The following is a 14,575-nucleotide window of genomic DNA, read 5'->3' on the forward strand; positions in this document are numbered from 1 at the left end:
TTCACATAATAAATTATGCTGCTTCTACGTTCTCAGCTTCAGGGCCTTTTTGACCTTGTTTGATGCTGAATGTCACTGCTTGACCTTCGCTAAGAGTGCGAAAACCAGAACCAGTGATTGCGCTGAAATGTACAAACACGTCAGGACCATTTTCTTGTTCAATGAAACCAAAGCCTTTAGCTTCGTTGAAAAACTTTACTTTACCAGTAACCGACATACTAAATTTTCCTGTAAGTCAATAATTAAAATTCAGCCATATTATTATGGCAATATCCTCCCTGAGTCAATGCTCAAAAATATGGAGGTACAGTACAGGAACAAGTAATAACCTAACCGGTAACCTTAAACGCAGCACAATATCCGTAAATTCAATACATAAAAACTCAAAGCAAGGTAAGATTAACACATTATATTTTTTTTCGCTCTATTAATTGGGAATTATTTATTAAAAATATAAATTTGTTTTAAATCGCCTTTAACTGACTAATTTCCAAGCAAAAACTATAAAGTATTATTGTAATATATATTGCTATAAACGCGTATAAAAGCCCTCTACAACAGCAATACTGTCAAACAACGCTTCAATAACATCAAAAATACAAACAAAAAAGCCGCTTTAAAAATTAAGCGGCTTTTGGTTTAAATATAAAATATTAACTATTTAACAGACCAATCAATAGTATCTTCTGCTTTTATAGGCACAACTTCAGAGTCGCCTAGGGTATAACTTGCAGGTACGTCCCATGGTTTTCTTTGTAATGTTATTGTATCGGCATTACGCGGCAACTCATAAAAGTCAGGACCAAAGTGGCTTGCAAATCCTTCAAGCATGTCCAAAGCTCCTGCGTCTTCGAATGCTTCAGCGTATAACTCAATAGCGGCATGGGCCGTATATGCACCAGCACAACCACAAGCAGCTTCTTTTTTATCTTTATAATGTGGTGCAGAATCAGTTCCTAAGAAAAACTTTTTATTTCCACTTATAGCTGCGGCCATTAATGCTTGCTGGTGAATGTTACGTTTGAGGATTGGCAAACAGTAATAATGTGGGCGAATTCCACCCGCTAACATATGATTACGATTATAAAGTAAATGATGAGCTGTAATTGTTGCTGCTACATTGCTAGGTGCATTAACTACAAACTCTACTGCATCTTTAGTTGTAATATGCTCTAGTACAATTTTAAGTTCAGGAAAGTCACTTACCACATCCCCTAAAATCGTCTCTAAAAATACTTTTTCACGGTCAAAAATATCAATTGATGAATCAGTAACTTCTCCGTGTACTAACAGCAACATACCTACTTCTTGCATTGCTTTTAAAACCGGGTAAATATTTTTGACTGATGTAACACCCGAATCAGAATTGGTTGTAGCGCCAGCAGGATAAAGCTTTGCAGCTACTATTTTGCCCGTTGCTTTTGCTTTCTCTATTTCATCTGGTGTCGTTTTATCAGTAAGGTAAAGTACCATTAATGGCTCAAAGGCACCTTGTGGGCCTGCTGCCATAATACGTTCTCGATAAGAAAGAGCGGTATCAGTACATGTTGCCGGCGGAACAAGGTTTGGCATAATAATAGCGCGACCCATGTATCTGCTAATGTCTCGTACAGTATCCTTTAGCTGGTCGCCATCACGTAAATGTACATGCCAGTCATCTGGGCGAGTGATAGTAAGGGTTGTTACAGAGTTTGTATTATTGCTTGTCATTACTTTGTTCCAAGGCTGAATTTATCCGATCATAGGCATATGATGTTTTCGAGTAAAGATTTTATTAAAAATAATGCATATGTTGATGACATTACCGAGTTGTGTAATTAAAGCTTAATACTCCAATTCAATTGGGATTAGCTATTGTTATTACTTACAATTAATTAAAGTCATTCGTCATAATAATTTACAGCCAATTAAAACCACTCATCGCTTTATTTTGTACAAAATCCAAGATTAGGTTAACTTAGCTACGTATTTAAAAATAAAAAGAATAATATAAATTGCCTATGTCTTACAAAAATAATGCCTCAAGAGCACTTGAGATAAAAACTGATCAACTGAGTATAATTAATCAATTTTCATCAAGCTTATTGCAACTAGACACACTAGACGAGCTATTTGAGTATGTTACAACGCACGTTGTTAACCGTTTAGGATTTGTTGATTGCGTTATTTACCTTGCCGATAACAATGCTTATACATTAAATCAAGTTGCATCGATGGGTATTGCTCACGCCCGAGACAAATATCAAGCCGAACGTAAAGTAATACGTTTTAGTGAAGGAATTACTGGAGCTGTTGCAACTACTGGTAAAGCCGTAGTTATCGATGATGTAACAAAAGATAGCCGTTATATCGCAGATGAGCGCCCTGCCCAATCAGAACTATGCGTCCCTCTTATATATAAAGAACAAGTTTTAGGTGTTATTGATTGTGAGCACCCTATTAAAGGCTACTTTACAAACGCACACCTTGAAATTCTTACAACAGTTGCCCACTTACTCAGTGCTAAAATTAACCAGGTAAATACGGTAAATAACTTACAAAAAACAGTTGAGCAACTTAACAACGCACAAAAATTAGAAAATAGCTTATTACAAATAGCTAACCTAACCTACAAAGCTAACGACTTAGATACCTTCTTTGAAGCCTTGCATTCAATTATCAATAACTTACTTCGTGCTGATAACTTTTTTATCGCTTTATATGACAAAAAAGTAGATATACTTGACCTTGTTTATATAGTCGAAGAAGGCATAAACACTAAAACACATCAAAAAATATCTAAAGAACAGCTAAAAGACACTGCTTCATATTACCTACTGCAAACAGAGCAAACCTTATTACTCAATAAAGATGCCTTTCAAAGTCATATTGATAACGGTGATTTTAAAATGGTAGGTCGACAATCAGAGTCTTGGTTGGGTGTTCCATTTAAAACAAGTGATCGTATAAGCGGTGTTATTGTTGTACAAAGCTACGATAAAACACTGCAATACAACGAACACGACAGCGCTCTTCTAACTTACGTAAGTCGTCAAATAAGTATGGCAATTGATAGACAACTAGCCCGACAAGAGCTCGAGCATAAAGCATTGCATGACGAGCTTACCGGCCTTGCTAACCGCTCATTACTCATTGAGAGAATAAAGCATGCTATTTTACGTTTAACGCGCGCTAAAAAAAGTACTAGCCATGCCCTGCTGTATCTAGATTTTGACCGTTTTAAAAGTATTAATGATTCGCTGGGGCATGAGGTCGGAGACCATTTTCTTATAAAAATATGCGGCTTAATTAAAAGTACAGTACGAAGCACCGATACATTTGCTCGTTTAGGCGGTGATGAATTTGCTATTTTCATGGAAAATATCACACATAAAAACCAAGTTAATGAAGCTTTAAACAGAATTAAAAGCGCATTAGCAAAACCTCTAAATGTAGATAGCCACTTACTTCAAGCCTCTACTAGTATTGGTATTGCCTATACCGACAACATAAACGATCAAGCTTATATATTACTGCAACAAGCTGATGCTGCTATGTATGAAGCAAAATCCACCGGGCGTGGACAAGTTAAGTTTTTTAATAACACGATGCGTAAAAAACTTAAAACCCATGCGGATATCGAAAACGACTTGCAACACGGTATAGAACACAACGAATTTGAACTCTATTTTCAGCCAATTTTTACAATTACCACAAGTGAGGTTATTGGTTTTGAAGCACTTGTGCGCTGGCATCATCCTAAAAAAGGATTTGTACCACCTAATGACTTTATACCGATAGCTGAAACTACAGGGCAAATTATAAATCTTGATTTACATTTACTTGATTTAGCCGCTCAGCAGATTTCTAATTGGCACCAGCAAGGTCATCGCTTTTTGAAAGTAACGGTTAATGTATCGTCACGGCATTTTGCAAGCCTCGATTTTGTAGCGCAAATACATTCTATTTATAATAAATACCAATTACCTCTGGGTTCTTTATGTTTAGAAATTACCGAATCAGGCTTAATAGAAAATCTAGAACTCGCCACTCAAATAATAGAAGGTCTTTCACCTTTAAAAGTAAAATTGTGCCTTGACGATTTTGGAACGGGTTACTCGGCACTCGGCTACTTGCACCAACTGCCTATTCATATTTTAAAAATAGATAAAAGTTTTATTGACCACCTACAAGATTCCACCAATCCACTTGTTGAAGCCATTTTATCACTTGCGCAATCATTAAAACTTGAGGTTGTTGCTGAAGGGATAGAAACACTTGAACAATTAGCCATTTTACAATCCACCGCGTGCGACTATGGCCAAGGTTTTTTAAAGTCAAAACCGGTCACAGCCAAAGAAGCCATATTACTTATTAATAAGCCCTTATAAAAAAGCCAGCGAGTAGGTCGCTGGCTTAGGTATTACGTATATACTCATTCATTGACCTAAACTAAAGCTAAAAAGCAAAACGCAAAACGACTTTAGTTTTTAAACCACAACCTAAAGTAACCATTCAACAACCCCCCACCCCACACAGTTATCTATATAGTCAAAATTCACACTGAGGTGAAGCACACCGCAATCGATATACTTAAAATACAACATGAAGCAAACTCATCTAAAACTCATCAAACCAGTTTTTGAATGACTTTTATCGTTACTAATTCTAATATTTTCGCGATTCATAGCAATAAACTGCAATAAACCACAATAAATCGCAAGCTTTTAGCCATCTAGACGTTGAAACGTTTTTTATATAGGCGTAGTATGTGGTTAATCTGAGCTGAACTCACTTTTCCCATGAGAATTTTTAAAGATGATTGGTATTAAACATTTAAAAACCATAGCAACCCTAAAAGAAACAGGATCTTTGGTTAATACGGCACGAGAGTTATTTTTGACACAGTCTGCTTTATCTCATCAAATCAAAGATTTAGAGAATAAATTAGATTGCCAATTATTTGAGCGTAAAACTCAACCAGTCCGCTTTACCCCTCAGGGAATGCTATTACTTGAGTTGGCTCACGAAATATTACCAAAAATGGAAGCGACTAAATGCCGTTTGAAAGAAAGCTTAAATCAGCCTATTTCTCAACTGCGTTTAAGTGTGGAATGCCATGCATGTTTTCATTGGTTATTGCCTACTATTAAAGAATTTAATAACTTTTGGCCTGATATAAAAATTGATTACGAGCGCGGCTTTAGTTACGACGCTATTCCTGACTTACTAAGCGATGAGCTCGATTTAGTTTTAACATCTGACATACGTGAACCCGACACATTAGAATACGCGCACTTATTTGATTTTAAATTGAAGCTTATTGTGGCACCGGATCATGAACTTGCTAAAAAAGCGTATGTAACAGCGCTTGATTTAAAAAACGAAACTATTATTTCATACCCTATCCCGCGTGAACGCCAAGATATATTTAAGCATTTCATTCAAAATGCACGTTTCGACGGTACGTTAAAAACGGTTGACCAAGGATTACTTATTTTTCAACTAGTAAGTGCCGGCATGGGCGTTGCCGCTTTACCTGATTGGCTAGTTACACCTTATGAAAGCCAAGGCTTAATTAAATCAATTCCTTTGGGCGCTCTTGGCCTTACTCGTCCTATGTATTTAGCGATGAAAAAAGACATGAAAGATAACCCTGTTTATCGTCACTTTTTAAATACGTGTAAGCTAAATAACGGTCGATAATCATCAATATAATGAGTAATATCGCTGTAATTAACTCTACAGCGTTTAACTCTTATGTTTGTTATTAAAAAAATGATTGGTGGCTTACTTATGCCACTGCCTCTATTTGGTTTATTTGCGTGCCTGATGCTCCTACTCGCATTTAAAGGCCGCAAATCAGCTCTCTTCTTATCTACTTTAAGCTTAATTGTATTACTTGCATTGAGCACACCCTTTATCGCCAATTTAATTATCCAAAATAATGAACCTGCGTCGCTTGCATTTAATACCCTAAAGCATCCAAAAATAGACAAAATAGTTGTACTAGGTTGCGATATAAACCCAAATCCTGCACTCAGTGCTAATAATCAATTAGGTAATTGTGCGCTAACGCGCTTAGTAGAAGGTGTAAAACTAGCAAAGCACTACCCTAATGCAGAGCTTATAGTTTCAGGCGGGGGTTATCAAAATACCACTAATAGCGGGCTTATGTATCAAACGGCAATTAGTTTAGGTGTTAATAAGAGTCGTATATTCCAAAACCCAAAAGCAATGGATACAGGTGAAGAAGCTAAGTTACTGGCATCAAAATTAGTCGACTTTAAGGTTGCACTAGTAACATCTGTACTGCACATGCCACGCGCAAAAGACTTATTTAATGCTCAAGGTATTGAAGTCATAACCGCAGCCACTGATTATCATAATTTTGCTGCACTTCCATGGAGCAAACAGTTTATTCCCAATGCTCATGCCTTACTTGTGGTTACGCAATACAGTCACGAAGTAGTAGGAAACACATGGATAAGTTTGCGCCGCTGGATAGATCCAGAGGCACTGTAGCTCATTTCGTCTAACTAACCTGAACTCTAGATAATAAATCTATCTCAAGTAGAGTTCAGGTTAACTAATAGATAGCCTAGTTAAACTGGGTTATCTATATCTATAAATGTCACATCAAAACCATGCTCTTGAGCAAGTAACTCACCCAGAGCTTTTACACCATAGCGCTCTGTGGCATGATGCCCTGCGGCAAAAAAATCAATGTTTTGCTCACGAGAACTATGAATTGTTTGCTCCGATGCCTCACCCGTTAAATAAGCATCAATGCCTTGCTCTGCAGCTAAATCAATATACCCTTGCCCACCACCGGTGCACAGTGCAATGGTTTCAATTTTTGTTGAACGTACTAAGCTTGTGAGCGGGGTTCGATTTAGCACTTTTGCAATTTTATCTGCAAAATCCTCACCACTTAATGGTGTTTTTAAACGCCCTTTCATTGCTACGCTATTTGAAGTTGGCTCTAGCCCTGTTTCAATTTCAATATCCAATAACTTTGCAAGTTGCGCGTTATTGCCAACTGCTGGATGAATATCAAGTGGTAAGTGATAGCCAAATAAATTAATATCGTGTGCTAATAACGCACCTATACGACGCTTTTTCATTCCCGTTATTGGTTGGGATTCCCCTTTCCAAAAAAATCCATGATGAACTAAAATAGCATCTGCTTGTTGCTCAATGGCAGCATCTATTAAAGCTTGACTTGCGGTTACACCCGTCACAATTTTTTTAATTTCGTTTTTACCTTCGACCTGTAAGCCATTTGGGCAAAAATCTTTAATTAATTGAGGTTTTAAAATGTCATTTAGGAGTTGGTTAAATTCTCTACGTTGCATATAACTTACCTTACTTAGCACTGAATTTTGTGCAAATTTTGGCGTTTATAGCCTTAAAATGGAAGGAAAATCGCAAAAAATTGAAAAACTGTTTTAAAATAGGTATAAATACCTCTTCTTTATCTGTGTTCACAACGTATAGGGTCTCTGATGAGCAAACTAGACAAAACAGAAGTGTTATCTGCCTTTGAAGCAGCGTACGAAACTGCCAATGGTAAAAAACCTGAAATCACAACTAAACCTGGTTGGTACAGCATTGATGGCGGTAAAAATTTACGCCTAGCTGACGTAGCAGAGCTTACTAAAAAGTTAAACTCTGGTAAAACAACTAAAACGAAAAAACCAAAAGCAGCTGCGCCTGTTAAAGCACAGAAAAAAGCGCCATTCACTGTTGTTACCGAAAACGAAGAAGGTTACACAGCGGAAGAACTTTGGATTGTAATTTTAGCTCGTAAAGATCATGACTGTCGCTTACCGCGCGGTGTTGTTTAATCAACATTTATGATTTTTAAAAGAAACCGCGTTAAGCGGTTTTTTTATGTGCGCGATTTGCTAAAAAATATCTAAAAATTATATTAATTATCGTCTTCCAACCTTAATTGCACCATTTAATCAAAAAAATAGAGCCTTATAAGTTGAGTAAGACTAAAAAAAGCGGCTATGTAGCCGCTTTCAAAAGATCAAAATAAATTATAACTTTTCGAAGTAAAGTGGTTCGCGCTCTTTTTTACCCACTTCACTCATTGTCTCTGCATTGAATAATCGACCATTGATCATGGTGTAATCTACTTTATCCGAATCTCGAATATTTTTAAGCGGATCGCCATCTATAACCATTAAATCTGCCAGTTTGCCCACTTCAAGCGAGCCTACGTTTTTATCAAGCCCTAAATACTTAGCCGGATCGAGTGTTGAAGCACGTATAGCCTCAAGCGGTGTCATTCCGCCTTGTGCAAACATCCACATCTCCCAGTGTGCACCTAAGCCTTCACGCTGACCGTGAGCACCTAAGTTAACTAATACACCTAGGTCTTGTAGCTCAGCAGCAACGCGTGCGTTATTAAAGTGATTATAGTGATGATCGGGCGCTTTAATGCGGCGCATAGAGCGTGGTAATAATTGATTTTTTGGCACAAATTTACTTAAACGCGGGTGATTCCACACATCAGTTTTATCGTACCAGTAGTTCTCACCCCAAATGCCACCATAAGCCACTACAAGTGTTGGTGTATAGCCAACATCACTTTGCGACCATAACTGCTTTATATCGTCGTATATGTTCTCTACAGGGATTGAATGCTCAATACCTGTGTGTCCATCTACAATCATACTTAAGTTATGTTGTAATAATGAGCCACCTTCTGGTACTACCATCATTTCAAGTTCACGGCCTGCTTCAATAACTTGTTGGCGCTGCTCACGACGTGGCTGGTTATACGATTTAACACTAAACGCCCCTACTTTTTTAAGGCGCTCTAAATGAAATTTAGCATCGTCTAACGAGTCAATATGCGACGTATAACCTGGCATATTTGCGCCATATAAAATAGTACCGGTTGAGAAAATACGCGGGCCAACAATCATGCCTGCCTTTTGCATTTCGCTTGCGGTAAATATTTCAGAGGTATCGTTTGATGGATCGTGAATTGTAGTAACACCTAGCGCTAAACCTGCAAAGTTTTTCCAGTTTTGCTCAGGTATAATTTCGTCACTTGCTTGCGAGCCATGTGCATGAGCATCAACAATACCAGGCATAATAGTTTTACCTGTTACATCAATAACCTCAGCACCTTTAGGAATGCTTATATCGCTGGCTGTACCAATTGCTTTAATATGCTTGCCATCAGTGATAATTACACCATTTTCAATAATCTTTTCGCCGTCCATAGTTATAATTTTTGCACCAGTGAGCGCAATCATACCTTTAGGCTCTGCCATTTTTTTACTGAAACCGATATTATCGCCACTTTTCACTTTAAAGTCGGCATCTTCGGCTTTGTTAATGGCAAACATCCCCTCAAGGCTTGCATGATAAAGCTCAGGCCCTAATGTCCAGTAAAGTTTGTTGCTCTTAGCACTCCAACTAATGTTTTCACCAGCACGTACCGATAACTGCTCTATTGGAAATTGACTGTCTTTAGGCCCAATATTAATTGTTTTACCACTTTGAACAAACGGTGTTACAAATACTTTAAATCGCTCAGCAAAAGCCAGATATTGCCCATCTGGTGATACTCTAAATTCTGTAGCATGCTCTGACTCATATAGTTTGCGAACTTTTTTACTTTCAAGTTCTACTACGCTAAGCGTTGGTTTTGGCCAAGGACTCATTATAAAAACGCGATCGTTTGCATCTCCAAATTGTGGTTGATAACCACTTTTTGAAATAAGCTCACTTTTACCGCCTTTTGCGCTTACGCTATATATACCAGGGTTAAGTGACCATTTAGGGTTTAAAATACTGCCCCCCGTGGCTTTTCGATAAACAACCGTTTTCCCATCTGGACTAAACGTAGGCTCTACATATTTCCCGGGCTCTTTAGTAATTGTATCGCCACGACCACTGCGCGCAGAAACCACTCTTACAGACCCTTGTTTGTTATCATCCCATGTGGTGTAAACTATTTTTTTACCATCGCGAGAGTACTGTGGAAATAATTCGTAATGATCAGTTTGCTTTGTTAAACGCTTAATTTTACCCGACTCTAAATCACGTTTATAAATATGCCCAAGCGCTTCAAAAATTGCCGTTTCTCCATCGGGGCTTACTTGCACATTACGCAGCATTTTTACATCAAATTCATCAGTATCTAAGTTTTGTGTAAAGCGCACTGCTTTTTGAATTTTTTTAGTGGTTTGCACTTTAAAAGGAATGGTTTTTACAGATTTGTCTGCAACATCTAGCTTGTGAATTGTACCACCAGCCCAAAATACTAACTCTTCGTTATCGGGTGTCCATGCAATAGTTGGGTATACACCATGAATAGCCCATGTTTCTTGCATATCTCGCTCAAGCTTATCGTAAAGCTTAGTGTGCTCACCGCTAGTTAAGTCATATAAATACAAGCTAGTTTGAAAGTCATCACGCTTTATATAAGCAAGCTTTTTACCATCTGGTGATGGTGTAGGCCTAATAGCACCGCCCATCGTATCGATTATGGTTTCAATTTCACCCGTTTCACGGTCGTAGCGCTTAATTTTATAAATGCCCGCTACAGAATCTTTTGAATAATGAAATGTTTTACCGGGTGTTGCATCATGCGAAAAGTATACATAACGACCATCTGGTGAAAACATTGGCTCACCTAAATCTTTTTGATCGTTCTCGCGTTTTGTAAGCTGCACGCCCTTGCCACCCGCTTTATGATACAACCACACTTCACCTGCTCCCAATGAGCGGCTAGCTGTAAAGTGTTTACGCGCAACTAAGTAGTCGCCATCAGGACTCCATGCAGGACTATTTAGTAATCTAAAGGTTTCATCGGTAACAGCGTGTTGATTTTCACCATTTAAGTCCATTATCCAAATGTTATCGCCACCACCTTGATCGGAGGTAAACGCAATACTTTTGCCGTTAGGACTAAAGCGTGGTTGCATTTGCCATGCAATATCAGAGGTGAGCTTTGTGGCTGTACCACCACTCATTGGCATAGTATAAATATCGCCAAGTAAGTCAAACACCACGGTTTTACCATCAGGGCTAATATCTATATTCATCCATGTGCCCTGATCAACGCTAATTGCAGCGTCAACAAATTGCCCCTTAGGTGAATCTACTTGCCATTTTTGTTCGTCTTTTTCAGCGGCATTTACCTGCCCTATCGCTAATGACACCGACAGCGCCAATACTGTATGAAGCATTTTTTTCATGCGTTTCTCGCTTGTTATTGTTGCAGTAAAAACTATTTCACATGATTGCAACAAAAACAAACGCAACTTGCCAGCGTTATATGATAAAGCGCGGTTTATGTAGGTTTAATGCCAAACAATAGGGTCAAATTGATAGTAATTAACTAGCATACTGTAAATTTCAGGATCGTATCGGCGAAGCTCTGCGGGTTTTTCGAGGAAGGTTTCGGTGAGTACAGCAAAAAACTCAGCTTCGTTAGTCGCACCATAGCTGTGAATAACATGCGGCATGCTATAGGCAACATGGCTTTTTAACTGGGTGAAAGCGCGACTAAATACTCTGCCCCACTCTTTGTAATCTGCTGAGCTTTTTAAAATGGGTGTGCCCGTTGTTTTACCTGTTTCTTGATCGAGTTGATGCGCAAACTCATGAAATACCAAGTTATGTCCATCGCTTGGTAAACGATTACCCTCAAGTACATCATGCCAGCTTAAAACGAGCGTGCCGCCAGGCCATGACTCGCCTAGTCTTACCGTATTATGGTAACTCACAAGTCCTGCACTATCGCGAGTTGATTGCGGAGCATAATAAGCACTTGGATATAATAAAATTTCTTTTACATTTCTATATAACGGCCACGGTTTATTAAGTACTAATACACACGCATCGGCGGCAACAATTAACTTCATTGCAGACGTTAGCCTTAAGCCATCACAACCGACAAAGCGTTTTTCGTTTAAAAACCACGTAATATGTCGCTCTAATTTTTCTCTGTCGGCGTCGGTCATTTTTTTATAGATGGGCATGCAACGCAGTAAAATATCTTTTTGCTGCGAATTTAAAGCAAAGTCTTTATATTTACTGCGCCATAATCGGTTTTGAATTGATGGCCAACGCCAGAAAATCACCACAAAAAGAATTAAAACAACAATTAACAGTCCATTTATCATGGGGATTTCCTGAGCTAAGGTATGGTATATAAATATGTCCAGCACACGTGCTTTTCAAGCATACAAGGTTATGTATTTGAATATAAAGTAACTCACATCGCATTGCTTATAGATTACTTATAGATTACTTATAAATTGTTTACTGCTTTGCACTGCCGTTACTGATGTGTTTAAAGTTAATTTTTGCAAAAGGTATCAAATGTACCCTGCAATGTGTTTATAAATTTCGCTACGTGCAAACCATCCATTAATGAATGGTGTACATCGATAGCTAAAGGCATTGTGCCTGTGTGTTTATCAAACTGACCAAATACAAATTTAGGAATGCCTAAACTCTGCCCTTCACTAAATGCATGCGAAAACGCACTAAAATTCAGCCACGGCAAAACAGATATATGAATTAAATCTGCCTGCCCTTCTGTTTGAGCAAATGCATCAGAAAATAACGGCTGTAATTTCGCTTTTTTACTTACGTCACTTGCATGATTTGCAAACTCTTTAAACTCGCCTGTGCTGTTAAAATAACTAAAAACAAACGTATCGTTTTCAGACAACTCAACCACACTTGCGCGAACACTATTAAGTAACCATGGTTGATTATCTATTATACGTAGCATTATTGAATCGTACTCATGGCACGCTTTTAAGGTGCAATATACATACGCTTGAAAAAAAGAAAATTGATTGGTTTTGCAATAGTCGTAAAGTGTTTGAATATCTAAACGTACACACACATTAAAATAAGGCTGAGAAAAGTGTTTAAATAATTCAAAGTGTTGCTTTCTAGGCCAATTATCTAAATCGATAGGCTGCATGAGAGAAGTTGAGGGAGTCATAATTTGCCGCACAAAATTAAAAATAAAGTGTACCGCTGTTCAGTAATAATTGCATTAGGGTCTGTTGATCTTTCAAGGTTAAATCCGCAAAGATCAACACCCCTTAACTTACAGATAAACAAAAGGTGTGCAATTGCACACCTTTATTGCATTTTAGCTTAAATTTATAGACCGTTTTTAATGATCTCTTGCGCTAATTCGTCAGCAATTAAATGCGTTGATTTTTGCTCTTTTTCGCTACGGGCAAAGATTTCAGTTAACGTATTAAAAATACCTTCAACATGTTTATTAGACGCTGCTGCACTGTAACCTTCTGGCGCTGTTTCGTAATAAACATTAATAATACCACCAGCGTTAATTACGTAATCTGGTGCATATAAAATGCCTTTTTCACGAATAACTTCACCGTGGCGAGACTCTGCTAACTGATTATTAGCACAGCCTGCAATAATAGTCGCTTTTAAACGCGGTATCGTTAAATCGTTAATAGTCGCACCTAATGCACACGGTGCATAAACATCAACATCTAAGTCGTAAATTTCATCAATGCCAACCGCAGTCGCGCCAAAATCATTAACTACGCGATCAATTGCAGCTTGGTTAATGTCAGTTACAAACAACTCAGCGCCCGCATCAGCTAAATGCTTACATAAACCATAAGCAACAGCACCTAAACCTTGAACAGCCACTTTCACACCTGCAAAATTTTGATGACCACGTTGATGCTGTAGCGCTGCTTTAATTCCTAAAAACGTACCGTATGCTGTAAATGGCGATGGGTTACCACTTTTACCTTCAAGACCCAGTACGTAATTAGTTTCTTTATTCATGATAGCTACATCAGCACATGTGATGTTTACATCTTCTGCTGAGTAATAGCTGCCATTTAATCGCTCTAACTGGCGACCAAATGCACGAAATAATTGCTCAGATTTAATTTCTTTCGCATTACCTATAATTACAGATTTACCACCACCAAATGGTAAGCGCGCAACTGCATTTTTATAAGTCATGCCCTTTGATAAACGTAGCACGTCGTAAACAGCATCTTCGTCGTTCGCATAATCCCACATTCTACATCCGCCAACTGCAGGACCTAGGTTGGTATTATGTACAGCAATAATTGCTTTTAAACCCGACTCTTCATCAGAACAAAAAACCACTTGTTCATGGTTATCAAATTCAACTCGATTAAACACAGCCACTTAAAATACTCCGAAATAGTTAACCCGTGAGAGGGTATGCGCGCTGGAAATTGCCGAGACTTTATCACTTCATATTCGAGTTCGCTATACTCACAGAAGATAAAACCAATGAAAACATCAAGCTTAAATTAAATAACCGGATTAAAACTTTTATATAGATAAAAAATTCACAAAATCGTTGTTTGTAAGTTTTAAAAACTATAAATAGAACAACCACACCAACTTACGTTTACGTGAACGTAACACAACTATTGTGTGTAAAGTTTAATATACAAGTGCTGCTTGCCCGCCACGTACTGCTGCCTATAGGTTTCCAGTAAAAAGTGAGCTTTTTCGTAAACTGGTCAGAGCTGTAAACTTGGTAATGACTCTATTTAAAAAAACAAAAAAGCGAGCA

11 protein-coding genes are annotated in these 14,575 nt (G+C 38.0%); 4 read left to right on the forward strand and 7 right to left on the reverse strand.

Annotation, left to right across the window (positions count from 1 at the left end):
- Positions 1–13 precede the first annotated feature (13 nt).
- Positions 14–217, reverse strand: a complete 204-nt coding sequence (locus tag CXF76_RS01280; RefSeq protein WP_002961702.1) for a cold-shock protein — start codon at positions 215–217, stop codon at positions 14–16.
- Positions 218–657: 440 nt separating this feature from the next.
- Positions 658–1,710 (reverse strand): dihydroorotase, encoded by a 1,053-nt coding sequence (gene pyrC, locus CXF76_RS01285; protein ID WP_024590811.1) that lies wholly within the window; start codon positions 1,708–1,710, stop codon positions 658–660.
- 290 nt (positions 1,711–2,000) lie between these two features.
- Here pyrC and CXF76_RS01290 point away from each other — a divergent pair, with 290 nt between their 5' ends.
- The 3 genes from CXF76_RS01290 to CXF76_RS01300 all read left to right on the forward strand — a co-directional run bounded on the left by CXF76_RS01290 (position 2,001) and on the right by CXF76_RS01300 (position 6,504).
- Positions 2,001–4,370: an EAL domain-containing protein gene (locus CXF76_RS01290; protein WP_024590810.1), complete on the forward strand. Its 2,370-nt coding sequence runs from the start codon at positions 2,001–2,003 to the stop codon at positions 4,368–4,370.
- 427 nt (positions 4,371–4,797) lie between these two features.
- Positions 4,798–5,685: a LysR family transcriptional regulator gene (locus tag CXF76_RS01295; RefSeq protein WP_002961689.1), complete on the forward strand. Its 888-nt coding sequence runs from the start codon at positions 4,798–4,800 to the stop codon at positions 5,683–5,685.
- A 54-nt stretch (positions 5,686–5,739) separates the two neighbouring features.
- Positions 5,740–6,504, forward strand: a complete 765-nt coding sequence (locus CXF76_RS01300; protein WP_024590809.1) for a YdcF family protein — start codon at positions 5,740–5,742, stop codon at positions 6,502–6,504.
- A gap of 80 nt (positions 6,505–6,584) precedes the next feature.
- On the opposite strand, the gene CXF76_RS01305 is transcribed toward CXF76_RS01300, so the two are convergent.
- Positions 6,585–7,337 carry a Nif3-like dinuclear metal center hexameric protein gene (locus CXF76_RS01305; protein WP_010555099.1) on the reverse strand — a complete coding sequence of 251 codons (753 nt, stop codon included), beginning with the start codon at positions 7,335–7,337 and terminating at the stop codon, positions 6,585–6,587.
- Positions 7,338–7,487: 150 nt separating this feature from the next.
- Here CXF76_RS01305 and CXF76_RS01310 point away from each other — a divergent pair, with 150 nt between their 5' ends.
- The gene (locus tag CXF76_RS01310) at positions 7,488–7,829 is read left to right on the forward strand and encodes a hypothetical protein (protein WP_002961684.1); all 342 of its coding nucleotides are present in this window, start codon (positions 7,488–7,490) and stop codon (positions 7,827–7,829) included.
- A 198-nt stretch (positions 7,830–8,027) separates the two neighbouring features.
- Here CXF76_RS01310 and CXF76_RS01315 read toward each other — a convergent pair whose 3' ends face one another.
- The 4 genes from CXF76_RS01315 to CXF76_RS01330 all read right to left on the reverse strand — a co-directional run bounded on the left by CXF76_RS01315 (position 8,028) and on the right by CXF76_RS01330 (position 14,178).
- Positions 8,028–11,207: an amidohydrolase family protein gene (locus tag CXF76_RS01315; RefSeq protein ID WP_024590808.1), complete on the reverse strand. Its 3,180-nt coding sequence runs from the start codon at positions 11,205–11,207 to the stop codon at positions 8,028–8,030.
- 105 nt (positions 11,208–11,312) lie between these two features.
- Positions 11,313–12,137, reverse strand: coding sequence for a M90 family metallopeptidase (locus CXF76_RS01320; RefSeq protein WP_002961680.1), 825 nt, complete (start codon positions 12,135–12,137; stop codon positions 11,313–11,315).
- Between the two features lie 176 nt (positions 12,138–12,313).
- Positions 12,314–12,952: a CatA-like O-acetyltransferase gene (locus tag CXF76_RS01325; protein WP_024590807.1), complete on the reverse strand. Its 639-nt coding sequence runs from the start codon at positions 12,950–12,952 to the stop codon at positions 12,314–12,316.
- 185 nt (positions 12,953–13,137) lie between these two features.
- Positions 13,138–14,178 carry a Leu/Phe/Val dehydrogenase gene (locus CXF76_RS01330; RefSeq protein WP_024590806.1) on the reverse strand — a complete coding sequence of 347 codons (1,041 nt, stop codon included), beginning with the start codon at positions 14,176–14,178 and terminating at the stop codon, positions 13,138–13,140.
- Positions 14,179–14,575: the final 397 nt, after the last annotated feature.

Source organism: Pseudoalteromonas sp. 78C3 (assembly GCF_002836695.1).
Taxonomy (GTDB): domain Bacteria; phylum Pseudomonadota; class Gammaproteobacteria; order Enterobacterales; family Alteromonadaceae; genus Pseudoalteromonas; species Pseudoalteromonas arctica.

Bases quoted from the DNA above. Each gene is read 5' to 3' on its own strand.
- CXF76_RS01305 (WP_010555099.1), bottom strand. From the start codon at position 7,337: ATGCAACGTAGAGAATTTAACCAACTCCTAAATGACATTTTAAAACCT.
- CXF76_RS01290 (WP_024590810.1), top strand. From the start codon at position 2,001: ATGTCTTACAAAAATAATGCCTCAAGAGCACTTGAGATAAAAACTGAT.
- CXF76_RS01325 (WP_024590807.1), bottom strand. From the start codon at position 12,952: ATGCAGCCTATCGATTTAGATAATTGGCCTAGAAAGCAACACTTTGAA.
- CXF76_RS01280 (WP_002961702.1), bottom strand. From the start codon at position 217: ATGTCGGTTACTGGTAAAGTAAAGTTTTTCAACGAAGCTAAAGGCTTT.
- CXF76_RS01295 (WP_002961689.1), top strand. From the start codon at position 4,798: ATGATTGGTATTAAACATTTAAAAACCATAGCAACCCTAAAAGAAACA.
- CXF76_RS01300 (WP_024590809.1), top strand. From the start codon at position 5,740: ATGTTTGTTATTAAAAAAATGATTGGTGGCTTACTTATGCCACTGCCT.
- CXF76_RS01310 (WP_002961684.1), top strand. From the start codon at position 7,488: ATGAGCAAACTAGACAAAACAGAAGTGTTATCTGCCTTTGAAGCAGCG.
- pyrC (WP_024590811.1), bottom strand. From the start codon at position 1,710: ATGACAAGCAATAATACAAACTCTGTAACAACCCTTACTATCACTCGC.
- CXF76_RS01320 (WP_002961680.1), bottom strand. From the start codon at position 12,137: ATGATAAATGGACTGTTAATTGTTGTTTTAATTCTTTTTGTGGTGATT.
- CXF76_RS01315 (WP_024590808.1), bottom strand. From the start codon at position 11,207: ATGAAAAAAATGCTTCATACAGTATTGGCGCTGTCGGTGTCATTAGCG.